Source organism: Holdemania sp. 1001095H_141210_F2 (genome assembly GCF_015558105.1).
GTDB lineage: Bacteria > Bacillota_I > Bacilli_A > Erysipelotrichales > Erysipelotrichaceae > Holdemania.
Genome location: NZ_JADNPO010000005.1, coordinates 141,964 through 165,311, shown reverse-complemented (window position 1 = coordinate 165,311; position 23,348 = coordinate 141,964). Strand labels below are relative to the sequence as shown.

Genomic DNA, 23,348 nt, shown 5'->3' with positions numbered 1-23,348 from the left:
AGGAAGAAGCACGGGAACGTGCTTTTTCTCAACCCTCAACGCTTCGCTTTACTGAAAGTGATCCTGTTGATCGCGGTGCCGGTAGCGCTGCAGACGATCATTTCCGTCGGCATCAACATGGTCGACACGCTGATGGTCGGGGCGCTGGGTGAAACGCAGCTGACCGCGGTATCGCAGGCCAGCCAGCTGTTCTTCATCTTCCAGCTGACGTTGTTCGGGACAACCGGCGGCGCTAACGTGCTGATCGCGCAGTATTGGGGAAAACAGAATGGCGAAGCGATCCGGTCGGTGATCGGCTACACGTTCCGCGTGATGCTGAGCGCAGCGGCGGTGCTGGTCGCGATCGCGGCGTTGTTTCCGCGCGAGGTCATGACGCTGTTGTCGAACAATCCCGAAGTGATCGCGGTCGGAACGCAGTATTTGCGGATCGTCAGCGTGTCCTATCTGTTTTTTGGGATCACGACGGTTCTGGGCAATACGCTGCGGGCTGTCGGAGATGTGAATGTGGCGATGGGTGCGTCGCTGGCGTCGATCGGGGCCAGTGTGATCTTCAACTGGCTTTTCGTATTCGGCAATCTGGGCGTTCCGGCCTGCGGGGTTGTGGGGAGCGCGCTGGCGAACATTCTGGCGCGGATGCTGGAATGCGCCATTCTGATTGTTTATTCGCTTGGGTTTGAGAAAAAGATTCGTTTCCGTTTCAGCTGTATTCTCCATCCACAGAAGATTCTGTGGCCTTCGTTTGTCAAAAACTGTGCGCCGGTGGTCGCCAATGAATTAACGTGGGTGCTGGGCAGCTCGGTGCTGACGATGATCTCCGGCCACATGGCTTTCGCGTTTGCGACGGCGTATGCGATCTTCAACGTCGTTGCGCAGATTTCCTGCGCGCTCTCGCAGGGGATTTCCGCAGCTGCTTCGGTCGTCGTCGGCAACTTGATCGGCGAAGGGAAACAGGCCGAGCTGGATCAGCCGATTCGGCTTTTGCAGCGGGTCGGCGCGGCGAGTGGGACGCTGGCCTGTCTGTTTATTCTGGCGATCATTCCGCTGATGCCGAAATTTTACAACATTACGCCGGAAACATTCGGCGTGCTCGTGCAAATCATGGTCGTGGGCGCGCTGATCGAAATCTTCCGCTGCATGGGGTTTGTCAATAATGTCGGGATTCTGCGCGGCGGCGGGGATGCCCGGTTCGTCTTTTTCAACGATGTATTTTATTTGTGGGCGTTTTGTATTCCAGTCGGCTGGTGGTGTTCGCAGCAGGCGGGAATTCCGGTGTTTATGACCTTCTTTATCCTGCGGTGCGACGATGTAATCAAGGCGTTTGCCGGGGACTGGCGGATTCATCATTGTCAGTGGATTCATCAGGTGACGGTTCAAGAGCGGACGTCATGATCACGATCAGGAATGAAACGTTTGATCTGAGGAAATCATCAGTTATCTCCGCAGCGGCCGCTGAAAGCGTGAGGAGAATGGTTACTGATTAACGGAAATAAAAAGAGCGTTTTAGTAGAAAACTCGTTCGAGTGTTGCCAAGACGCTTTCTTTTCGCAGAAAAGTGCATCTTAAAGGAACATGATAAGCTCTTTATAACTATATACTGCTAAGTCATGTTAACGATGTGGGCGAAGCTGTTGAAAAAGTACAAAAAGTCAAAAAAACTGGACGCTGAGAAAATAGCCTCCCAATATCACATTAAATTTTATCAATACTTTCCTGATGAGCAAATTGTGAACGCATGCGTTCACAATTTGAATTGGACACATATTAGGAGTCTTTTTCGTATTACGGATGAAAATGCACGCTATTGGTATATGAAAGAAGCGGTTATTGAGAGTTGGAACGCAAGAATTTTAGATTGCGATATCAGCACAGGGGGAACAGGCGAAGTGAAAGTGTTGCCAAGAGTATAAAAAAGCTTCAAAAGATATAATAATAGATTCGCAGATCATATGAAAATCAAAGGCAGGTGTCCCAATGGACAACAAAAATATTACATACACGTTGGAATTGCACATGTCGCATGGTATTTATTTTTTATTGATTTTATAGACGAAAATCGTCTTATAACTTCTTACAAGTGTTTATAGAAGTGAGGGAAAAACTGTATTTTCAATGATTTTCACGTTTTTGCTTATATCTTCGCATATCTCCGCATAAGTTGGCTTTGTAAAATCGGGTACCATTTCAGCACCACAAACAAGGCAAAAAGCATACACACAAGGTGATGTTATCGCAACTGCAAAGACGATGAGAATGCCTTTGTTACGCATTAGGGACTCAATAAGCCTTGCATAACCAGCCTTCACAGTCACTAAAACTGATAAAACAAGGTGTTTATACCTTTTCACTTAAAAATGTCCTTTAACTGCAATGCTTCAAAGCAACTCTCTGTTCAGATTATCCTTTCCCTTCCATTCCTTTGTAAAAAGTTCCGCCACAAGTATAGGAAAGTAGTACCCTTTCCGTAAAATCAGTTGTTTTTGTTCGCGACAGTAAGCAGCTTGTTAATAATATCCTGATTTCTTACGCAAACTTACATTTGTTAGTTCCTTTCATCCGAAATGATATGTTCTATTCCGCAATGTTCTTTGCTTAGATAATCTTTCAAGAATGCAGGAAACGCCTTGTGCCTTCTTAAATCTGGAATAGGTATCCAGTACATTTCTTCTTTCACACCTTGCGTATAGCTGTTACTAAAGAGTTGTTTACTTCCTTTTGGCTTCATCAGATAGTAAAGACAAATTTCGTGACAATCCAAACCTGCCAGGGAGCCGTTGCTTTTATAAAAAAAGTTTTCATGAATAACCGCAAGATGGTCTATTTCGTAGCAAATACCTGTTTCTTCATATACCTCTCTTATAACAGCATCTTCGGCGGTTTCTCCCATGTGAACAGCACCGCCTATAGAATAGAAATAGTCATCCAATTCATTTCCTGCAAATAGCACACAATCATCTTCAATAATAATTGCCGCTGCTCTATAACGAAACCATTTATTATCTTTTATAAAACCACAGTTAAATTCCATTGCTATTCACCTCCAAATTTAAAATTTTTCAATCTGTATGTCATCTATTATAGCGCTCATTTTTGAATTTTTGTAATTAAAACGAACCTGTGTGGAATAAAGGGGTCAGTCCCCATCAACGGTCCAGATGAACGGGTTTTACCCATGAATAGCAAGCTTCTTTGTTATATCTGCCCGTATCGTCTTACATCACGCAGGAAATCCGGGTACCATTTGGGCACTAAAGCATCAAAAATCATTATTGTTTTTAGTCTTTTAATTTGCGAAAGTTCAGTGCTTGCAAGGCTTTTCACAGTTCAAGACTTTTTGATATGGCAAATTCAAATACTGTTTTTTTAATGATTAATTAACGATGAGGTGATAACGATGGGGTAAAATGGTACGCCGAATAAGTAGAAGACGATCTAAGTACCTGATCATTTCTTAATGTTTGACCTAATTTGTGATAAGTCAGAGAAATTGTTATTCCCGCATTGGAGGAAATTTCTCTACGCCTGTTTTCAGCGACGCTTGTTTTTCTAAAGGCAGCGAAAAGCAATGAAATCGGATTCTATCCAAGTTCTAAGCGTTGGAAAATCAGGAATCAGATCACAGAAAGATTGCGGACTTCATAAGATAAGAGGAATGCGAGGGATTAAAGCATGACTGAGAAATCTTCTTTTTCCGATTCCGCTGAAAAGCTGGCGCTGAACGTCAGCCTGACCAGCCTGATTCTGAATTTACTGCTTTCCGTTTTCAAGTTGTTTGCCGGGATTACCGGACATTCGCAGGCGATGATTTCCGATGCCGTTCATTCTGCATCCGATTGCGCAAGCACTGTCGTCGTGATGATCGGCGTGCATTGCGGACATCGCCAGGCAGATGCCAATCATCCGTTTGGCCATGAACGTCTGGAAAGTGCTGCGTCCCTGATCCTGGCCGTCATGTTGGGAATTACGGGGGTCGGCGTCGGGATCAGCGCAATCAGGACACTTTGCCATCCGGCGGCATTACAAGTTCCGGGCCGGGCCGCGCTGATGATGGCGGTGGTCTCAATTCTGGTCAAGGAAGGCCAGTACTGGTGGACACGCTGGGCTGCGCTCACCGTGGATTCTGATGCTCTGATGGCAGATGCCTGGCATCATCGCTCCGATGCCTTGTCGTCGGTGGGCGCCTTGATCGGGATCGGCGGTGCGCGGAAGGGCTGGCTGTGGATGGATCCGGCCGTCGGCCTGATCATCTGCGTCTTGATTCTGGCCGTGGCTGTCAAGCTGTTCTGGCAATCGTTAAACAAGATGATCGACCAGTCCTGCGACACAAAAGCGCTGCATGCGATAGCCGAGACGATTCTCAGCCAGCACGGCGTGGTCACGATTGATACACTGCGCACCCGGATTTTTGGAAATCGGATTTATGTCGAACTGGAGATCGGCGTCGACGCCCACCTGCCGTTAGTCGAAGCTCACGCGATCGCTGAAAATGTGCATCAGGCGGTAGAGGGAACATTCCCGCGAGTGAAGCACTGCGCTATTCATGTCAATCCGGTCCGGAAAGAATAGAAAATCTGTGTCTTTCAATCTGTTTCTTTCAATTTGTTCAATTCTAAACGGAACTCCGGCCGCTGCCCGAATCAGGCTTCCGGTCAGGGTCTGATTTTCTCCGCTGATCGCCGACGGCTTGTTTTTGCCGGTCAGCTGTGTTTTAATTACAGTCAGATCAAACAAAACGATCAGAAATTTGAAGGGGGATACTAAATGAAACGATGGACATGTTTGTTGGCATTGTTGCTTGCGACGTCCGGCTGCACGGCGCAGCCGACGCCAACGCCAAGCAGTGAGCCGACGATGGAAACCGCAGGCTTGACGCAAACCGCCGATCAGCTGGCGGAAATGTTAGTCAGTCAGCTGGGCGCCACAAGCGTTCAGTATGCGCTGATGGACGGCGATCAAATCGTCGTCTCGGGTCAGCGGGGCGTGTTTGCCAAGGGCTCCGATCAGGCGTTAAGCGCGGACGATCAATATGCGATCGGTTCCGTGTCGAAGATGTTTACGGCCGCAGCCGTCATGAAGCTGCAGGAAGAGGGCAAGCTGAAACTTGATCAGCCGGTCGCGGAGCTGCTTCCGGAATTCACGATGGCGGACGAGCGTTATTCTGAGATCACCGTGCGGATGCTGCTGAACCACAGCGCGGGCCTGCCGGGTTCAACCTTTGACGAGGGTTTTGTGTTCGCACCGAGCACGACCGCTCACGATACATTCCTGGAAACCTTGAAAACGATGCGGCTGCAGGCGGATCCGGGCGCATATTCCGTGTATTCCAACGATTGTTATGTGCTGGCGGAGCTGGTTGTGGAAAAGGTTAGCGGTCAGGATTTTACCAGCTACCTCCGCTCGCAGTTTTTAGAACCGCTGGACATGGGCCGGACGCAGACGCCGGTGGAAAACGTCGATTTCAGCGCGATGCCGAAAGTCTATTCCGCAAGTCAGCCGGAACGGGAGATTCCGGCGGATATCGTGTCGGTGATCGGTACCGGCGGCCTCTTCTCCACCGCGGAGGATTTATGCCGCTGGGGTCAGGCGTTCATGCCGGGTTCCCCGGTGCTCAGCGCGGATTCTTTAAGCGCGATGAGTGAAAACGAAGCCGCAAAAGGGATCTGGCCAAGCGAGGAAGCCAACAGTCTGGATTATGGCTTAGGCTGGGACAGCGTCGCGTTGGCCCCATTTGCCCAGGGCGGCATCCAGGCGCTGACCAAAGGCGGCGATACGATGTATTCGCACGCCAATTTCACAGTCATTCCGGAATATGGCCTGACCTGCGTCGTTCTGAGCTCGGGCGGATTGAGCTCGTATAATCAGATGATGGCCGCAACGCTATTGGAACAGGCGCTGCTGGAAAAAGGCGCGATCAGCGAAGCGCTGCCGCGTTATCAGCTGCCGTCGGTGCCGGAAACAATTCCGGCGATTCCGGATGGAGTCAAGGACTATGCCGGATTGTACGCAGATTCCACCTCGCTGTATCGGATCGACTTCACCGACGAGGGTATGCTCAACTTCACGATGGAACAGGCGCCGGATACCCCGACGCCGCTGACGCATGTCGGGGATGGCAAGTTCCTGCTGCCTTCGCCGACGACCAACCAGCTGTTCAGCTTCGAGGAAAACGGCGGACACACCTATCTGAAAGTCGAAGCCGTGACGGAAATTCCGGGTTTGGGCTACACGGCGGCAACGGTGTACTACGCCATGAAGGTGGAAGAAAATCCGTTATCCTATGCCGTAAAATCCGCCTGGCAGCAGCGCAGCGGAAAGCTCTACTTCCTGTTGAGCGAGAGTTCCCAATCACAGATTTATGAAATGATTCTGCCGGTCGCTCCGGCGCCGCTCAGCACATTTGCACAAGGCTATGTCAACGCTCATAAAATCATGGATGAAAACCGGGCCGAAGCTTTCGTTCAGATTCCAGGCAGCGGCAGCCGCGATCAGTTTGATTACCAGTTCTTCACGAAAGACGGCGTCGAATATCTGCAGGCAGGCGGCGATCTGTACGTCAGCGAAGAAGCAGCGGATCTTCTTGAAGACGGAATGACCGTCACGATCGGCGAAGCCGGCAATACCCAATGGTTGTTTATTCCCGCATTGCAGGAAGGCAAGACGCTGACGGTGACCTCCGAATCCGACGGAGTCTTCATGTACAATTCTTCGATGATCTGCCAGTATAACCGCGTCACTGACGGCGATCAGACGCTGACGCTGCCGGAGGGAGGTTATTTGGGACTGGCCGGCGATCCGCAGACAACCTTTACGATCACGATCTCCGATTAGCGTCGTCTGGTTTCAATTTCCCATGGGGGAAAAACAGAGAATCTTCTCAGACTGCCGGTGTGAAAACACGCCGGCAGTTTTTCACATTGAAGCAAAGATGGAATCCCGTTCCATCAGAAATTCCAGCTTTCTTCCACATCGACAGGAATAGTGCGCAGAACGCAGGAAACCATGGTAAAATAATCATAATGACAGCCGGATTTCGCAAGGTGCCGGCTGGCTGAGGCCAGACCTCTGGAAAGGAAAACTTATGAGTTATATTAAAAACATGAATCCGGAAACCAGTTTAAAATTAGCCGATCAGGTCGCTGTGCTGCCGGGGCAGATCGTCAGTAAGACGCTGGCCCAGAACGACGCGGTCAGCCTGACGCTGTTTGCGTTTGATCAGGGCGAGGAAATCAGTACGCATGAATCCGAAGGCGACGCGATGGTCCTGGTGCTGGAAGGCATCGGCCGCTTTACGATCGCAGGTCATGTCCATTTCTGCAAGGCTGGAGAAACGATCATCATGCCGGCGGGCAAGCCGCATGCCGTCTATGCCGAGATGGCGTTTAAAATGCTGCTGACAGTGGTTTTTCCATAATTTCCTGAGCCGCAGACATCACTGCATTTTGGCAAAGCAGCCGGAGGCGGGAATCAGCGCGCGGCGTTTGTTTGGCAAAAGTCCGGCAAGGGTTCATTAAGAAAGGTCAGGGAAAAAGGATGAATAATTTTATTTATGATATTCCGACAAAAGTCTATTTCGGACAAGGTCAGATCGTTCATCTGCCAGAACTGATTCAGACCTGCGGTACGCGGGTGCTGTTGGTTTATGGCGGGGGCAGCGTGAAAAAAACGGGATTGTACGATACGATTACAAACTTGTTGAAAGAAAATGAGATCGCGTGGCAGGAACTGTCCGGCGTGCAGGCCAATCCGAAAATCGGATCGGTGCGCGAAGGTGTCCGGTTAGTCCGCGAACATCAGCTGGATTGCGTGCTGGCGGTCGGCGGGGGCAGCACATTGGATTGTTCGAAAGCCATCTGTGCCGGGGCGGCATACGAGGGAGATCCCTGGGAGCTGGTGCTCGACCGCACGAAGGTGAAGGAATGCCTGCCGTTGATCACCGTGCTGACGATGGCGGCGACCGGTTCGGAAATGGACAACATTGCGGTGATTTCCAATCCGGAAACCCACGACAAGCGCGGTTTCAGCAGCTATGGCATGTATCCGCGCTTCAGTATTCTCGATCCGACCTATACCTATACCGTTCCCCAGGGTCAGACCGCGGCGGGGACGGCGGACATCATGTCGCACATTATGGAATCTTATTTTGATCAGGTCCGCGATGCTTCCGTGCAGGACGGCTTGTCGGAAGCCTTGTTAAAAACCTGTATTCAGTCGGGGCCGGCGGCGCTGGCCCGGCCGGACGATTACGCCGCCCGCGCCAATCTGATGTGGGCGGCCTCGCTGGCGATCAACGGTCTGAATTCGCTGGGGAAAAACAGAGCCTGGACATGTCATCCGCTTGAGCATGTATTGAGCGCCTATTATGACATCACCCACGGCGTTGGTCTGGCAATCATAACGCCGCGCTGGATGAAGCATGTGCTTAACGAACAGACCGTCGACGTCTTCGCCCGGTTTGCGCTGAATGTTTGGGGCGTCGATCCGCAGCTGGACTGCTGGACAGCGGCTCAGCAGGGGATAGATAGATTGTCGGCGTTCTTTGCTTCCATGGGGCTGCCGATGACGCTGCGCGAGGTCGGCATTGACGAAAGCCGGCTGGAAGAAATGGCGGATCAGGCGGCGAAAAATGATTTCAGCCGCGCCTTTGTGCCGTTAACCCGCGAGGATATTCTGGAAATCTATCGTGCCTGTCTGTAAGCTGTTCAAATTTTATGATATAGTTAACAAAGTAAAGTCGAGGGAAAGTCATGAATAAAATCATTCAGTTTGTCCTGATTCTCGCCGTCGGTCTGATCCTGTACTTCCTGTTGAACCGGATGATGCAGAAGCTGATGGTCGAGCTGTCGGAAATTTTGTATAAGGAGGTCAATCCGGAGAAATATCTCGAGGTCCTCAACAGTTGGAAAGGGAAGATGTTCTTTTCGAAAAAAAACCGTTCGCTGATGGCGATCGACGCACTGTTGATGCAGAATGAAACGGCGAAGATCGAGGAGATTTTCGAACAGCTGGACGCCGTTAAAATGAATCCGGCCAACAAGCTGGGGTTAGCGCAGAAGGAAGTGTCCTTTTATATTGATACCCGGCAGTTCGATAAAGCCCTGAAGGCGTATGACACCTTGAAGGCCATCGCCGCGAAATTCAACAATTCGCAGGTGGAAAGTATCCTCAAGGAATGTACCTTTTTAGTTGAAATTTATATTCATCACAACACGGAGATTCTGGACGAGCTGCTGGATCTGGCGTCGAAAATGACCAATCCGTTTTATCAGGGAATTTTCCTGTACCGTGCGGCGAAGCTCTACTATTATAAGAATGATGAAGAAAACTGCCGCAAGATGCTGAAGGAAGCTATGGAAAAATTGAAGGGCACAGCCTGGGAAGTGATGATCAGGCAAATGCTCGAGGAAAATCTGGCGCTGGTAGCCGAACGATAGCTATCAAGAAAACAAAAAAGGAATTCCCGGGACTTATAAGGGAATTCCTTTTATGATTGCAGCCGTATTAAGATTCAGCGCTGTGGGACGATGGTGACGGTCATCAGCGGTCAAAGCGTCTTGAGCATTGTCACATGCGGGCAATATTCGTCCATGTGGGTTTCTCCGGTAGAACGAAACCCCAGCTTTTCATAGAAGCCGGCGGCGCGGCATTGAGCGGAAATTTCCACTTCCCGCACCCCCTGTTCTGACAGATGCTTCAACATGGCGTTCATCACCGCGTTTCCCTGATGTTGGCCGCGGTAGTTCAGGCTGACGGCAACCCGGCCGATGATCCAGCGGCCGCTTTCGTCGCCCTTGGCAAACGCCCGGCAGGTGGCGACCGGCTGTTCTCCATCGCAGATCACGCAATGCAGACAGGTTTCGTCAGTTTCGTCAAATTCATTATGAAACCCTTGTTCTTCGACAAACACCGCCTGACGAATCGCGGCGGCCTGTTCGAAACCAGATTGTTTTCCGGTGAAAAAATGTAGTTTCATGAAAATTCCTCCTTGGCTGGTTTTATCGTAGCTTGATTTAAGACACTTGTCAACCGGCGCCCTCGCTCTTTCTAAAGCGCTAAGATCATGGTATAATGTTCACCATGAGGTGAGAATTCATGGAAATCGCGATTGTCATAGTCAATCTGATTTTACTCTTTTATTTTACCCGGATGGCGATGCATTCCCGACAGGTTCAAGTGCCGGGCAAGCTGGGGCCGACCTGGATCATTACGGCATTTTTCGTCGTTATCGGCATAATCCGGCTGTTTCAAAACCATTCGTTATTCTCGATCGTTCAGACGGTGCTGATCGTCTTGCTGGGGGTTCTTTACAGCCAGATGCGCAGCGGTTTCAGCGATCAGGGAATCGTACTGCTGGGAAATCTTTATACCTGGGATCGGATTACGCAGGCCGACGTCACGGAGGCAGAGGAAACCAGGGAGATCAAGGTGGAGTTTACGGTGAAGAAGGTCAGCCGCTTCGTTTACTTTTCAACGGCGCAGCGGGATGCGGTGGAAGCGATGCTGACGCGTTATGAACAGGAACAGGCTGAACTGAACCTGAAGGCGAAAGCTAAAAACTGAAGATACACGCAAGCGGAAGAGAACTAGAAAAGACCTGGATCCAGCGACGTTGAATGAAGCGTCGGGATATCCAGGTCTTTTTTAATCGTGCTGTTTCCAGCTCATCCGGAATGCCGTTTCGGTTACTGTCCTTGATAGGTTTCAATTTCCTCAAGCTGAATCTTGTCATATTCATCGCACAGGGCGTCAATACTTTCCCCTTGTCCCAGCTTAACGCACAATTCCTTAATTGTATTCCAGGTGTTGAAATGCAGCGAGAAATCCTGATTGGGAATTTGTTCGGCTTCTGCCAGACTGGCAACCAGCGGCGCGGCCTGCGGCAAAGTCGAAGCTTCGTTGCCGCGGGCTGGTGAGGTTTTGCCCAGCATCTTCGCGAATTCATTGAGCGTTTCAACAGTACCCAGCGTTTCAACTGTGATCAGCGCTTCTTTTAAATGTTTTGAATTGGGATTGACAGCCAGCCGCTGATCCGCGCCGACAACGCAGATTGAGCCTTCTTCCAGAACCGGCAATGCGGTCATGACGACTTCGAAATGGTAATCGCTGGAGAAAGTGGCGGCCCGGCAAAAGGCGCTGATGAACGCGCATTGACCATCGCGGAACCGGCCGGCTTCTTCCTCGCTGTTGGGCTGTGTGTTCAGTGCCTGCTCAATGTCCAGATAACCTTGATCAATCATCATTTTTAAGAATGTGAATCCGTCGCGCAGATAATGGCTGATCGGCAATGTTCCTTCAGCCAGCTGCGCCAGTTTCTGTGTTTTGTCCGCGTCTCTGTACAACGGCGCCAGCCCGGTGCACATCGCCAGAATGCTGAGGCCGTAATCCATGTTTGCGCCATAAGGGACGATGCCGTTTTGTTTCAGTGTTTCGCAGACAGTCAGAAATTCAGATAGTGTCTGCGGAACTTCCAGATCGTACTGATGAAGCAGATCGACATTCCATAACAAGCCGAACGCCGTATAAGACAGCGGCAGTGAGAATACCTTGTTGTCATAGGTGCTTTGCTGCAGCGCATCGGCGGACAGATTGTGGATGAAATCCATATCGGAAAGATCATAGAGATAACCTTTACGGTCAAATTCCAGCACGTCTTCGGCGGGAATGATAAACAGATCGTCCGCTTCGCCGCTTTCCAGTCTTTTTAACAGTAGCTCGCGGTAAGAGAGTCCTTCGTCTGCGTAAAAGGAGGCGCTGTCGCTGTAAAGAATAAATGTTTTTTCCTGCTTGCGGTTGATCACTTCATTGAAGCATTGCTGAATCAGGTTGGCAACGACCTCTCCCTGAGCGAACAGGGTGAGCACGATTTCTTCATTTTTATCGTCGATGTAAACTTCCGGGTCTTTCGGTTTGGTGGTACAGCCGGCGATCAGGCAGAGGGCCGTCAGCGCGGCCGCCGCTTTGCGTAATTTAGTTTTGATGGTCATGGTTGTTCTCCTCGTTTCTTGATGTCGCAGGTCTTTGTTCAAAGGGCTGGTAGCGGCGGAGCGTTTCAAAAAGTAATGGATACTGAATCGGCTTGGCAATGTGTCCATTCATGCCGGCAGCCATGCATTTCTGGACGTCTTCGTCAAAAGCGTCGGCCGTCATCGCGATGATCGGCAGTCCGGCCTTCGCCGCATCCGGCAGCGAACGGATGGCCGCGGTAGCCTGATAGCCATTCATTTCCGGCATGTGGATATCCATCAGGATGAGATCGAAAGCGTCTTCCGGCTGTTGGCGGACAAGATCGAGCGCCTGTTGTCCATTATGCGCGCAGATCACCTGAATTCCGCAGCCGTTTAACAGTTCGATGACAATTTCGCGGTTCAGCTCGTTATCTTCCGCTAAGAGAACACGCATCCCGCTGAAATCCTCAGCCGGCCAGCTGAGGGCGGTATCGCTGAGCGCCGGCGTTCCCTCTTTGACCTGAATGAGAGCGTCGGAGAGTTTTTCAATCAATTCGCTCCGGAAAATCGGCTTCGTTAAAAATCCGTTAATGCCGGCATCCAGCGCTTCCTGTTCGACGTCTTCCCAGTTGTAAGCGGAAAGCAGAATGATCGGAATCTCTGAAGGAATCCGGGCGCGGATTTGACGCGCAGCCTCAATCCCGTTAAGACCTTCCATTCTCCAATCCATGATGATTCCCAGATAATCATGGCCTTCCTGATGTGCCAGCAGCGCGGCGTCAATTCCCTGCTGGCCGGTGTAGGCGCAGCGGACCTGGACATTTTCACGTTCCAGCATCATCCGCAGACCTTCGCAGGTGTCGGGATCATCGTCCACTACCAGCACGGAACAGCCGGCCAGCGGAACTTTTTTTGTCTGCGTTGTCTGTGTGGTCGTAAACGGCAGCGTTACCGTGAATTTGGAACCTACGCCAACCTGGCTTTCCACCTGAATGGTTCCCGCCATCATGTCGACGATGTTCTTGGTGATCGCCATGCCTAAACCGGTGCCGGTGATCTGACTGATGCGGCTGTCCTGCGCCCGCTCAAACGGGGTGAAGATCCGATTGAGGAATTCCGGCGTCATGCCGATCCCGGTGTCTTCTACGGTGAAAATCACGTTGATTTTATCGTCAACGCCGGCTTCTTCATGGATCCCGATGGTGATATCTTGCTGCGGCGGAGTGTATTTGACGGCGTTGGACAACAGGTTCAATAAGATTTTCTGCAGGTGCAGCGTATCGCCGATCACCGTGTCATAATCCAGCGCGCTTGAGCGGATATGCAGCGTCTGGCGTTTCTTCGTCAGGTCCGGCTTGACCAGAACCAGCACGTCGGAGATCAGCCGGGACAGATTGACGGGTTCTTTTTTTAAACTGATCTTGCCGCTTTCAATCCGCGACATGTCGAGGACTTCGTTGATCAGATCGAGCAGATGCTGCGAAGCGAGACTGATTTTATCCAGACAATGCGCGACTTTTTCCGGTTCGTCCAGGTGCGACTGAGCGATGGTCGTCATGCCGATAATTCCGTTCATCGGCGTACGGATATCGTGCGACATCGAGGAGAAAAAGACAGTTCGGGCCTGATTGCTTTCCTGCGACTGCTGCAGGGCGTCGGCCAGATCCTGACGCATGTGATGCTCAGCCGTCGTTTCGTGCAGGACGGCGAGATATTGATCGCTGTGAACGGGAATGAAATAAATCTCAATCCAGCGCTGAAGCTTGTTTTCAGTACCGGTCTGATATTCATAACGCAGCCGCTGGGTCAGCTCGCCGTTGAGAAACGCATGACCGGCCGGATCCTGCGGCGGCATCCCGCAGCTCAGAAACAAACGTTCCGGATGGTCAACGGCTTCTTTTGTTTCAATGTTGAATAAAAAGCGGACATTCTCCGAAAGCATTTCCACTTTCCGCCTGGACGGCGTATATAAGAGAAAGGCAAAGTCGACATTTTCAGAAATGATCTGGAACAGTTGTTCGCGGCGTTTGCGCTCCTGTTCGCGGCTGCTGGAGGCCTGGCGGCTCAGTAAGAGCAGCGTGATTAAAACCAGCGCGACTAACAACCCGGCCAGGGCAAAGGAGATCACCTGCAGAACTTCCGCCGACTCCTGCTGCAGGATATTCTGCGGCAGAATCGAAATTAAGTACCAGTGATGACTGGCGTTCAGCGGGATGAAGCAGAGAAAGCTGTTCTGTTGATGGTATTGAATCCGGATCGTTCCCGACCGGTTGTCCGCTATCAGCGTTCTCAGCTTGTCCAGGACGGCCGGTTCGTTGTTTTGCTTGCCAAGAAAAACGTACAGGTTGTCTGTATTGCTTGCGGAGCTGTCGATGATCCACGCTCCGTCCTCACCCTGAACGACGTAGGCGCTGCCGGCCACGCCGTTGAATGTGAACAACGACGGACTGTGATAATTCGACATTGTTTTATCCGCATACAAGGCGCCCGCAAGTTGGCCGTTGATCCGCAGCGGCGTCTGGAATGTGATCTGCAAACGGCCGCTGGCGCCGAGATAAGCGTCGGAATAACCCGCTTTCCCCTCGCTCAGCGCGGTATCGTCAAAGCTCATTTCCTCAAGCGTCAGCTTTGCGCCGGTCGAATCCCAGCCCACACCTTCGTCATTGACGAAATAAAAACGGAAAAAGGACGTTGCTTCGGTATATTCCGCCAATGCCCGAACGACGTCTTCCGGCTGTTCAAGATCGATCCGGCTGAACAGATTTGCGCAGGTTTCCAGCTGCTGCTGATCGCTTGAAAAATTATTGAGCAGGCTGTCGGAGATCATCCGCGTGGTGTTGAGCAGCGTCGTGTTGGCGCTGACGTTCATTTTAACCTTGATTTCGCGCATCGCCGTGATCATCAGCGTGCCGGTCCCTGCCAGCAGCACGATCATCCCCAGGATGAAAGCGACGGATTGTTTTTTAACTTTCATATGATTTACCTTCATTTTCAATAGCGGGTGTTAAGACGGTGAAAAGGAGCGGGCAAGGCGGTAAAACAATAACGGACAGATCTGACGGTGAGGCGAAGCCCGCAATTCATTGACCTGCGCGCTTTGATGAAAATAACCGCAGGAGGGATGAATCAATAATTAGTTCTATACAAGAATAAAGTATAACATTAAAGTCGCGGAATAAATACTTATGTTGGTATTAAACAAACATATTTGGTTCAGAAAATGACATATCTTATAACATATAAGGACGCCTGGCGGACGGCGTTTGTCAAAGCGGAAAAAGGAAAGGGAACAGGCAGACGAAAACAGAATCCGTCACGGTTTTCCCAAACCGGAAGTCAAGGAAGTAAAAAAATAAAAAAACGGAAATCCAAATCGAATTTCCGTAACGCAGATCTTGCTGAAATCAGGAAGAGGAAGAAAGCGAGGAACCAAACGAGCCGCCATGTTCGCCGCCCTTGCCATGGGTGCGCTTGTAAATCGTCCGCTCGACGACCATCCCGCCCGGCCGCAGATATTCCGTGTTGAGAAACTCCAGATACGTGCCCGGCGTAACGATGCCGCCGATCGGGATCAGATCCAGTTCCTTGCAATGAAGCAGTTCATCCGCCAACAGGACGCAGTTGGTGCTGAAAACAAAATAGGTCTTGAATTTGCCGTTGGCAAACTTGTACATGTGCGCGTGCGTCGCGTTCCAGACGCGCGAGGCGTAATCCCGGGCTTCGCCTTCAGCCGTTTCGCCCTCGGCGATTAACTGAGCATCCGGCCGCCAGAGATAGGCACGCTCCAGCATCGCGTCAATCCGTTTTTGAAGCATCGCTTTCTGGCCTTCGCTTAACGCCAGACCATAGCTGATGATCGTCTTATCCTCAGATTTCAGCGCATGCTTCAGAAAGGCTTCACGCTTGGAGACGATCAGCACGCCGTCGCCCAGAGTCCCGAACAGCCCCCGGTGATGCGGATCGTGACAGCCGTAGGAATAGATGTTACCCTGAAAGCTGATATCAACATGTCCCAGCGATTCCGGACCGGATTCTTTCAGGTAGATGAACACTTCCAGATCCGTGCTGGCCTGCGGCGCAACGTGCGCGTCCGGATTCAGCTTGTTGGTTTTGATCAGCGCGTTGATCGACAGGAAGAAGCGCTGCGGAATGATCGCCGAGATTAAAACTGGAATGGAGATGCGCAGATGCTCGCGGATTTTCACGCTCATCCCGGCGCTTAATAAATCCTTCAACGCTTCCAAAACCGTGACGCCGCCGTAGAAGATCAGATAAGCTCCGGCGATGTAGGCGACGATCCACAGCTTGTTGATCGGCTTGAGCATCAACATCGCTGCGAAGATCGCGTCCGCCAGTCCTTTTAAGAACAGAACGTAAGTGCCTTTCAGGCAATCGCGGCGGTAGACGTAGAAGTTAATAAACTGAATCGCGGCGTTCAGTAAAGCCCACCAGCCGATGACGTAATGGATAAACTTGAAGAACAGGCCGGGATTGAAAAAGGTGTAGATCGCCAGACCGACGCATAACAGACTGGTCAAAACTTTCGGCAGGTTCAGGCTGGCGTTTTGCTTGTTATTGAGCGCCCGCAGGATCTGGTTGAGGCCGATCCACAGAAAGCCGATCATAAACAGAATATAGATCAACGCCCAGATTTTGGAATACTCCGTAAAAAACAACGCGCCCAATATAATAAAAAAGATCCCCGTTAATAAGGAAGAAGCACTGCTGAATTTATTGGTAAGCATTTGACCCGCTCCCTTCCCTGCGCTTGAATTCTTACCTATTATAGAACAAATAAGGAATGAAAGAAAGCAAATCACCAAACGATTGACAAAAGCCTGAAAATGACTATCGAGGATGAGCGGGGGACGGGTATAATAAAGACAAAAGAAAGAAGGTTGCGGTATGGCAGTGTTGTATAAGAACGGTGTGATTGTGACGATGGCGAAAGATCTGATGGCAGAGGCGTTAATTGAGAAGGAGGGGCGGATCGTGCTGGTCGGTTCGCTGGATCAGGCGCGGAACTGGCAGGCGGCGCATCCGCAGGAGAAGCTGGAAGAAAGAGATCTGGCGGGGCATACGATGCTGCCGGGCTTCATTGATCCCCACAGCCACATCACGGCGCTGGCCCAGACCGTCAATCTCGTGCATTTTGACGATGTGGCGTCCATCGGCGAGCTGCAGAAGAAAATCCGGGATTTTCTCATCGAGCGGCAGCTGCCGGAGGGCGCGTGGATTCAGGGATTTGGTTATGATCATAATTTTCTGAGGGAGAAACGGCATCCGACCCGGGCAGAACTTGACGCGGTGAGCGAGTCGCATCCGATCTTAATCGCGCATGCTTCCGGCCACATGGGCGTCGTGAACTCCGCGGCGCTGAAACAGCTGGGGATTGACGCGTCCACGCCGGATCCGGAAGGCGGACGGATCGGCCGGGAAGCGGGCAGCCGGAAGCCTGATGGATATCTGGAAGAAACGGCATTTACGCAGCTGTCGCGGGGAATGGCGGCTCCGGATATTGATCAGCTGCTGGATCAGCTGGATCAGGCGCAAAAAAAGTATTTATCCTGCGGCGTCACTACGGTGCAGGATGGGATCACAAAGCGTCCGGACTGGGCGATGCTGCAGGCGATGGCCGAACGGAAACGGCTGAAGGTCGATGTCGTCAGCTATGTGGATCTTAAGGAGAATGAAGCGCTGATCAGCGAGCATCCGGATTATGCCCAAGGATATCAGAACCGGCTGCGGATCGGCGGCGTCAAGATATTCCTGGATGGTTCCCCGCAAGGGCGGACGGCCTGGATGAGCGAACCTTACCTTGACACAGATTCGCAATATTGCGGTTACCCGGTGTATACCGACGAACAGGTCGATGCGATGATCGACGAGGCCATGAGCCATCGCTGGCAGCTGCTGACCCATTGCAACGGGGATGCGGCCGCGGAACAGCTGATCCGCTGCACGCAGCGCCAACAGGCCCGGCATCCGGGAGCGGAAGCTTTGCGGCCGGTGATGATCCATGCGCAGCTGGTCCGGGCTGATCAGCTGGCGCGAATGAAGGCGCTGAACATGACGGCGTCGTTCTTCACCGCGCATTGCTGGTACTGGGGTGATATCCATCTGCGCAACTTCGGGCTCCAACGCGGTGGCAACATCAGTCCGATGCGCTGGGCGATCGACGAGGGGCTGAATGTGACGATGCATCAGGATACGCCGGTCATCATGCCCAATATGCTGGAAAGCGTCGAATGTGCCTGCCGTCGGGTGACCAGAGGCGGAAAGCAGCTCAATCCTCAATTACGAATCACGCCGCTGGAAGCGTTAAAGGCCGTCACGATCAACGCAGCCTGGCAATACCATGAGGAAGCGCGTAAGGGAACGCTGGAGGAAGGCAAGCTGGCCGATCTGGTGATTCTAAAGGAGAACCCGCTGAGCTGTCCGGTTGAGGAAATCGGCGCGATTGCGGTGCTGGAAACGATCAAGGAAGGCGTTACGGTTTATATTGCGAAATAAGGATGAGATTAAAAGTCAGGTTTGCCGTTGTGAAGCCTGACTTTTTAATTTCTGACAAATATCTGACGATTTTCGGGCTGAGCTTGTCTTCCCTGCGGGAATCCGCTATCCTGAAAACAAGTGTGGAAAGCGTGAACAGCGGCGCATCAGCCTGCGGAAAGGAACAGACTGCCGGAACAGGCGTGCAGGTCGCCGCTGCGGATTTTTTAATATCTGCTTTCCAGGACAGTTTATGGCAAAGGAGCGAAACTTAGAAGATGGAATTAAAACAAGCATTTTCCACAACCTGGCTGAACGACGAGGAGTGCGATGTCTGCGCCCGTCTGCGTTTGAGCGCCCGGGGAGAGAATCCCAATCTGGTCGCGGAGCTGCCGACCGGCTATGTCGTGTTGGGCGACGATCAATACATTCGGGGCTATACCTTATTTTTGTGCAAAATCCACGCTGTGGAACTGTTTGATCTCGAGCCGGGTTTTAGGACTCAGTTTCTTAATGAAATGGCGTTGACAGCGCAGGCGGTGGCGACGGTTTTTCATGCGGAGAAAATGAATTACGAGTTGTTGGGTATCGGCAAAAGCGTCCACATGCACTGGCATCTGTTCCCTCGCCGCACCGGCGATACGCCGCAGCCCGGACCGATCTGGCTGACGCCAAAAGCGGTTCTGCATGGCCCGCAGGCACAAATTTCTTCCCAGCAGCGCCAGCGCTGGATTCAGGAATTGCGCCGGGAAATCGAACGTCTGGGCATGACTGTATAACAGCCGCCATCCGATAAAGCGGATCATTGCGGAGTATGTATTTTCAGCCATGCAAAATTGAAGCTTTATAAAAGACCCGATAAAAGCAGCCGCGGCTGTTTTTATCGGGGAGTTTTTATTTCCGCCGGCTCTTTTTCCCGAGCACTTTCGGCGGACGAAACTTCCAGATGAAATTGATTCTTCCCCCGCTGCTTGGCGCAGTACATCGCCTGATCAGCCCGGCTGAACAGTTGCCGATAGGTATCGCCCGGACGGCTGATGGCCGCGCCGATACTCAGCGTAACCACGGCCGGAATCTGTTCCCGATGCAGCAGCTTGGGCAAGGTCTTGTTGATTTGTTTTACTTTTTGATGGATCACCGTCGGATTAATGGAATGAAGGAAGACGACGAATTCATCGCCGCCGATCCTGCCGATCAAATCATTCTGGCGGAAGCAGGTTTTTAATAAAACGCCGATGGCTGCCAATACCTGATCCCCGGCAACATGTCCCAGTTCGTCGTTGATGATTTTAAAATCGTCGAGATCGATCATGAGCAGACAACCTTCCGTCTTCTCGCTCAGTTCTTCACGAATCCGGCGTTCAACGGCTTTCTTGTTTAAAACGGAGGTCAGGCCATCGCAGCTTGATTCCTCGATCAGCTGACGCTCAATATGCTTCTGTTCCTGAATATCAGTCAGCTTGCCGATGATCATCACCGGATCGCGGTGATAACGTTCATAAACGGCCTGAAATTGACAGTTGAACCAATGATAGCTGCCGTCGCGGGTTTTGATCCGCAGCTCAACGGAACCGAATTCCTGAAAGCGGTGGACAGTCTTGAAGGCTTCCTCAATCTTGTAAAAATCTTCGGCATGAATAAACGGCGTCAACGCATGGTTCTTTTTCACATGTCTGGCCGAGAGTTCTTTGACCGGCAGAATTTTCTGAGCGTTGCCGGTCAGTTCCAGCATATCCTCCAAGACGTCATACTCAAAAATCAACGTGTCGGAAAACCGTGAGAGGAAGGTGTAGCGGCGTTGTTCGAGATTGATCTGACGGCGCTGGCGTGCGAGGAGCACGTAAACCAGATAAGCCATGGCGGCGGTTGTCAGAATCAGGAATAACCCGATCCGCATTGTGAAAAGCAGAATCATCTGCGAGTTCTCAGAGGCTTCATTAGCCTGGGTGAAATTTACCAGCGTCCAGCCGCCGGTCTTCAGCGGGGTCAGCGATACGTACAGCGTCCCTTCCTGCCGTGTTTGAACCCGGAACGTACCGGAATTGCCTGCCTGCAGGCAGGCGCGGACCTGCTGCCGCGTGGTTTCCGAATTGGGATTGCCTTCGATCAGCGCGTAGAGATTGACATAAGCGCTCTCGTTTGCGTTTCTGGTATAGACGCTGGAACCGTCGGATTCCACGATCCAGCTGTTTAACGGCGTCTGAATCCGCTGCGACTGACTTTTCTGAAGCAGCTGAGTCACATCGACCGAGGCCTCAAGGATGCCGTCGATTTGCGAATGATGAAGTATGGGGATCAGAACGCGCAGAAAGGAACCTCCGGAATTGGACGTTTCCATTGAAGTGACAACTGTCTCGTTGTGTTCCAGCAGTTTCCTTTGGATTGGAGTTAACGACATTTCTGAAGGTGTTCGCATCTGAACATTAAAATGAGCATTTTGCGCGGACAACAACCTCAGCGCCGGCTCAAGTTCCGCCTGATCCGGAGTTTGCGGCTGTTGGGAAAGCAATGCGGCCAGCGTTTGAAGCGTTCCCTCGATATCGCTGAGCGCTCCTGAAAACTGCGCGCCTTCGCTCTCAATGTAGGCGGTGTAGTTTTCCATGATCTGCTGCTCAAACTTGACGTTCAGCCAGCTTTGATAAGTGCTGAATAGTATGAAAACAAGACCTGCGAATACTGCGGTTCCAAGAAGCAGCAGCGAGCTGTTCTTCCAGCTTTTTCTCTGCATATTGTTCACATCCGTTCTTATGATTGAAATAGATTGGATTTGTGAGGGGAAAAGAAGTTCTCCGGCTTAACTATGAAAATTATATTCAACTCATTGAAAAAATACAACATAAATTCTGTAAATAACGTACAATCTTGTCCCTGTTGACCGGATATCTATTTGAACTGGAGCTGCAATGAAGGTTTGCTTCTCTTCGCAGGGACATCCGCAGTTCTCAAAGCCTGACCCGCGTTACCATGGCGCAAAAGGGGAAATTATTTCTTAAGAAAATGATCAAAAGTTATTTTATTTGCAAAGAAAAAAGCCTCAGTTTTTTTGAATGGAAGCTTTGCATGAGCCGTGCATTCTTTTTAATCTGGAATTGTGTGCAGAACTAAGCTTTAAAGCGAGTTTACCTCAATCTATTCCCTTGGCGCACAGCCTTTTCCTTGTTGGGTTTTCGACCAATAAGGACTGAATCATCCATTTCTTCACTTTACCTGCGTAAAATAATGTTCGAATCTAAGCGCTTTCGCTTGGAATCCGAAGCTGGTCATGGTAAACTAAAAGATGGAGTTGAGGAAGATGTTGCAATTAAAAGAATTTATTTTAAAAGGCGGCGAAGTCGCGGTCTTATTTTTTGAACTGCTGGCGTTAGTCATGATCATCTACGCTGGATGCAAGGGTGCAATTTCTCTGTTCAAAAAAGACGACAACGTTGCGTTGGATCTGTTGAAGGGATTTTCAACCGGTCTTTCCTTTCTGTTAGGCGCGGAGATTCTCAAGACCATCGCTCTGGAAGAAGTCAGCGAGCTGATGATGGTCGGCGGCGTCATTGTGATGCGCGTCGCGTTGTCCATCCTGATCCATTGGGAAATGAAACAGGAACAGCACGAACGGGAATTGGAAATGATCGAAAAGAAGATCGACTGATTCACTACGAGTACCTGCATCCGGGGATGAACGGCGAATTTATTTCCGATAAGTTCAAATTATGAACGAACTCCGGCGCTGAAATCGCGCTGCGGAAACCACCGGAAAGCAAAGACGTCAGATCCCGCAGAACAGCTGAAAAAGCAAGTCCGACGCAGCGGAAACGCTGCGTTTTTGCGTATCGTTGACGGATGAAAAAGCTCCCTTGAAAACAGCGTGGGCGAAGCCCATAGCCTGGCTGTTCATTCCGAGGGAGCGTGTTTAAAAAAATTAACATTTGTCCTGTCCGCCGTTGAGATCTGCATCGGGAAGCGGCAAATATTTCGTTTCATAATCGGCGACGGGAATCGGTTTGGAGAACAGGAAGCCCTGCGCAATATTGACATGACACTGATTCAAGATGTTCAGTTGTTCTTCCGTTTCTACGCCTTCCGCTACCAGCTTGATATTCATTTTCAGGCAGACGTCGCTCATCGCCTGGATGAGTGCCCGCGCTTTTTCGTTGACGGCGATGTCCTGAATCAAGCTGCGATCCAGCTTGAGAATGTCGAAGTCTGCCCCGGAAAACAGCGAGAGATTGGAGAATTCAACGCCGAAATCGTCGATCGACACACTGAATCCAAAGCGCCGCACAGTATCAATGATCCTGCGCAGATCTTCTTCGCGAACATCCAGCGCGTTTTCAGTGATTTCAATTTCCAACAGATTCCGTTCAATTTGATAGTGATCGCTGAGCTCGGCCAGACGTTGGCAAAACGTCTCTTCCAGAACGGTGTAGCGTGAGAAGTTAACGGAAACCGGCGATATTGCCCGACCTTCATGAATCCATTTTTGCAGCCGCAGACACACAAACTCAAAGACGAAGAAGTCGATCTGACTGATTGTCTGCGTTTCTTCCAGCAGCGGAATGAAGGCGTTGGGAGCCAGGATTAAATTATCGTCCAGCTGATATCTGACCAACGCTTCAGCGCCGACCAAAAGCCCGGAGTCAATCGCAATTTTTGGCTGGAAGTATACGAGAAAGCGACTTTCATTGATCTTTTGACGCAAGATATTCAAATTGGCTAACGGCAGAACTTCATCCGTATGGTGACGGTAGCGTCCTGTTTGCGAGGCATGGTAATAATAAGCCTTTTTATCTTTATACATCTTTTCATCCGCGGCTTTGATGGCGGAAGGAAGCTGAGAACCGCTGAGCGCCCAATGGGTACCGACGGCCAAGTGCAGCCTGGTATTGTCCTGCAGCCGCAGCCGCAGATGATGCACCTGATCGAAGA

General features: G+C 51.0%; 18 protein-coding genes. 11 read left to right on the top strand and 7 right to left on the bottom strand.

The genetic code is table 11. The features are described 5' to 3' along the window. Window positions 1-18 precede the first annotated feature (18 nt). Both I2G61_RS05225 and I2G61_RS05220 read left to right on the top strand, forming a co-directional pair. The gene (locus tag I2G61_RS05225; RefSeq protein ID WP_159432758.1) at window positions 19-1,389 is read left to right on the top strand and encodes an MATE family efflux transporter; all 1,371 of its coding nucleotides are present in this window, start codon (window positions 19-21) and stop codon (window positions 1,387-1,389) included. A gap of 239 nt (window positions 1,390-1,628) precedes the next feature. Then, window positions 1,629-1,907 (top strand): DUF1016 N-terminal domain-containing protein, encoded by a 279-nt coding sequence (locus tag I2G61_RS05220; RefSeq protein WP_229100681.1) that lies wholly within the window; start codon window positions 1,629-1,631, stop codon window positions 1,905-1,907. Window positions 1,908-2,539: 632 nt separating this feature from the next. Here I2G61_RS05220 and I2G61_RS05215 read toward each other — a convergent pair. Beyond that, window positions 2,540-3,025: an NUDIX hydrolase gene (locus tag I2G61_RS05215; protein WP_072683871.1), complete on the bottom strand. Its 486-nt coding sequence runs from the start codon at window positions 3,023-3,025 to the stop codon at window positions 2,540-2,542. 641 nt (window positions 3,026-3,666) lie between these two features. On the opposite strand from I2G61_RS05215, the gene I2G61_RS05210 reads away from it, so the two are divergent. The 5 genes from I2G61_RS05210 (at window position 3,667) to I2G61_RS05190 (ending at window position 9,428) form a co-directional block, all read left to right on the top strand. Further along, window positions 3,667-4,563 carry a cation diffusion facilitator family transporter gene (locus tag I2G61_RS05210; RefSeq protein ID WP_072683870.1) on the top strand — a complete coding sequence of 299 codons (897 nt, stop codon included), beginning with the start codon at window positions 3,667-3,669 and terminating at the stop codon, window positions 4,561-4,563. Between the two features lie 195 nt (window positions 4,564-4,758). Continuing rightward, complete coding sequence (locus I2G61_RS05205) at window positions 4,759-6,825, top strand: serine hydrolase domain-containing protein (RefSeq protein WP_072683869.1); 2,067 nt, start codon at window positions 4,759-4,761, stop codon at window positions 6,823-6,825. A 250-nt stretch (window positions 6,826-7,075) separates the two neighbouring features. Then, window positions 7,076-7,408, top strand: a complete 333-nt coding sequence (locus I2G61_RS05200) for a cupin domain-containing protein (protein WP_072683868.1) — start codon at window positions 7,076-7,078, stop codon at window positions 7,406-7,408. Window positions 7,409-7,527: 119 nt separating this feature from the next. Continuing rightward, window positions 7,528-8,691, top strand: a complete 1,164-nt coding sequence (locus I2G61_RS05195) for an iron-containing alcohol dehydrogenase (protein WP_072683867.1) — start codon at window positions 7,528-7,530, stop codon at window positions 8,689-8,691. 50 nt (window positions 8,692-8,741) lie between these two features. After that, complete coding sequence (locus I2G61_RS05190; protein WP_072683866.1) at window positions 8,742-9,428, top strand: hypothetical protein; 687 nt, start codon at window positions 8,742-8,744, stop codon at window positions 9,426-9,428. Between the two features lie 110 nt (window positions 9,429-9,538). On the opposite strand, the gene I2G61_RS05185 is transcribed toward I2G61_RS05190, so the two are convergent. Continuing rightward, window positions 9,539-9,967: a GNAT family N-acetyltransferase gene (locus I2G61_RS05185; protein ID WP_072683865.1), complete on the bottom strand. Its 429-nt coding sequence runs from the start codon at window positions 9,965-9,967 to the stop codon at window positions 9,539-9,541. 119 nt (window positions 9,968-10,086) lie between these two features. Here I2G61_RS05185 and I2G61_RS05180 point away from each other — a divergent pair, with 119 nt between their 5' ends. Further along, window positions 10,087-10,554 (top strand): hypothetical protein, encoded by a 468-nt coding sequence (locus tag I2G61_RS05180; RefSeq protein ID WP_072683864.1) that lies wholly within the window; start codon window positions 10,087-10,089, stop codon window positions 10,552-10,554. A 122-nt stretch (window positions 10,555-10,676) separates the two neighbouring features. On the opposite strand, the gene I2G61_RS05175 is transcribed toward I2G61_RS05180, so the two are convergent. From I2G61_RS05175 to I2G61_RS05165, 3 genes are all read right to left on the bottom strand, one after another. Continuing rightward, window positions 10,677-11,978 carry an ABC transporter substrate-binding protein gene (locus tag I2G61_RS05175; protein WP_072683863.1) on the bottom strand — a complete coding sequence of 434 codons (1,302 nt, stop codon included), beginning with the start codon at window positions 11,976-11,978 and terminating at the stop codon, window positions 10,677-10,679. Then, window positions 11,962-14,913, bottom strand: coding sequence for a response regulator (locus I2G61_RS05170; protein ID WP_072683862.1), 2,952 nt, complete (start codon window positions 14,911-14,913; stop codon window positions 11,962-11,964). Before I2G61_RS05170 ends, I2G61_RS05175 begins: the two co-directional genes overlap by 17 nt. Window positions 14,914-15,343: 430 nt before the next feature. Continuing rightward, on the bottom strand, window positions 15,344-16,684 hold the full coding sequence (locus I2G61_RS05165; protein ID WP_072683861.1) for an HdeD family acid-resistance protein: 1,341 nt from the start codon (window positions 16,682-16,684) through the stop codon (window positions 15,344-15,346). Window positions 16,685-16,844: 160 nt separating this feature from the next. Between I2G61_RS05165 and I2G61_RS05160 the strand changes: the two genes are divergently transcribed. Then, complete coding sequence (locus I2G61_RS05160) at window positions 16,845-18,452, top strand: amidohydrolase (protein WP_072683860.1); 1,608 nt, start codon at window positions 16,845-16,847, stop codon at window positions 18,450-18,452. Between the two features lie 257 nt (window positions 18,453-18,709). Further along, complete coding sequence (locus tag I2G61_RS05155) at window positions 18,710-19,210, top strand: HIT family protein (RefSeq protein WP_072683858.1); 501 nt, start codon at window positions 18,710-18,712, stop codon at window positions 19,208-19,210. A gap of 101 nt (window positions 19,211-19,311) precedes the next feature. Here the strand turns inward: I2G61_RS05155 and I2G61_RS05150 are convergent, their stop codons facing one another. Continuing rightward, complete coding sequence (locus tag I2G61_RS05150) at window positions 19,312-21,159, bottom strand: sensor domain-containing diguanylate cyclase (RefSeq protein ID WP_072683857.1); 1,848 nt, start codon at window positions 21,157-21,159, stop codon at window positions 19,312-19,314. Between the two features lie 564 nt (window positions 21,160-21,723). On the opposite strand from I2G61_RS05150, the gene I2G61_RS05145 reads away from it, so the two are divergent. Beyond that, window positions 21,724-22,071 (top strand): DUF1622 domain-containing protein, encoded by a 348-nt coding sequence (locus I2G61_RS05145; protein ID WP_072683856.1) that lies wholly within the window; start codon window positions 21,724-21,726, stop codon window positions 22,069-22,071. A gap of 270 nt (window positions 22,072-22,341) precedes the next feature. Here I2G61_RS05145 and I2G61_RS05140 read toward each other — a convergent pair whose 3' ends face one another. Further along, window positions 22,342-23,337, bottom strand: coding sequence for an EAL domain-containing protein (locus tag I2G61_RS05140; protein ID WP_083538458.1), 996 nt, complete (start codon window positions 23,335-23,337; stop codon window positions 22,342-22,344). Between the last annotated feature and the right edge of the window lie 11 nt (window positions 23,338-23,348).

Excerpts from the sequence above, each read along its gene's own strand:
- I2G61_RS05215 (WP_072683871.1), bottom strand. The coding sequence starts at position 3,025 with ATGGAATTTAACTGTGGTTTTATAAAAGATAATAAATGGTTTCGTTAT.
- I2G61_RS05210 (WP_072683870.1), top strand. The coding sequence starts at position 3,667 with ATGACTGAGAAATCTTCTTTTTCCGATTCCGCTGAAAAGCTGGCGCTG.
- I2G61_RS05205 (WP_072683869.1), top strand. The coding sequence starts at position 4,759 with ATGAAACGATGGACATGTTTGTTGGCATTGTTGCTTGCGACGTCCGGC.
- I2G61_RS05200 (WP_072683868.1), top strand. The coding sequence starts at position 7,076 with ATGAGTTATATTAAAAACATGAATCCGGAAACCAGTTTAAAATTAGCC.
- I2G61_RS05195 (WP_072683867.1), top strand. The coding sequence starts at position 7,528 with ATGAATAATTTTATTTATGATATTCCGACAAAAGTCTATTTCGGACAA.
- I2G61_RS05190 (WP_072683866.1), top strand. The coding sequence starts at position 8,742 with ATGAATAAAATCATTCAGTTTGTCCTGATTCTCGCCGTCGGTCTGATC.
- I2G61_RS05185 (WP_072683865.1), bottom strand. The coding sequence starts at position 9,967 with ATGAAACTACATTTTTTCACCGGAAAACAATCTGGTTTCGAACAGGCC.
- I2G61_RS05180 (WP_072683864.1), top strand. The coding sequence starts at position 10,087 with ATGGAAATCGCGATTGTCATAGTCAATCTGATTTTACTCTTTTATTTT.
- I2G61_RS05175 (WP_072683863.1), bottom strand. The coding sequence starts at position 11,978 with ATGACCATCAAAACTAAATTACGCAAAGCGGCGGCCGCGCTGACGGCC.
- I2G61_RS05170 (WP_072683862.1), bottom strand. The coding sequence starts at position 14,913 with ATGAAAGTTAAAAAACAATCCGTCGCTTTCATCCTGGGGATGATCGTG.
- I2G61_RS05165 (WP_072683861.1), bottom strand. The coding sequence starts at position 16,684 with ATGCTTACCAATAAATTCAGCAGTGCTTCTTCCTTATTAACGGGGATC.
- I2G61_RS05160 (WP_072683860.1), top strand. The coding sequence starts at position 16,845 with ATGGCAGTGTTGTATAAGAACGGTGTGATTGTGACGATGGCGAAAGAT.
- I2G61_RS05155 (WP_072683858.1), top strand. The coding sequence starts at position 18,710 with ATGGAATTAAAACAAGCATTTTCCACAACCTGGCTGAACGACGAGGAG.
- I2G61_RS05150 (WP_072683857.1), bottom strand. The coding sequence starts at position 21,159 with ATGCAGAGAAAAAGCTGGAAGAACAGCTCGCTGCTGCTTCTTGGAACC.
- I2G61_RS05145 (WP_072683856.1), top strand. The coding sequence starts at position 21,724 with ATGTTGCAATTAAAAGAATTTATTTTAAAAGGCGGCGAAGTCGCGGTC.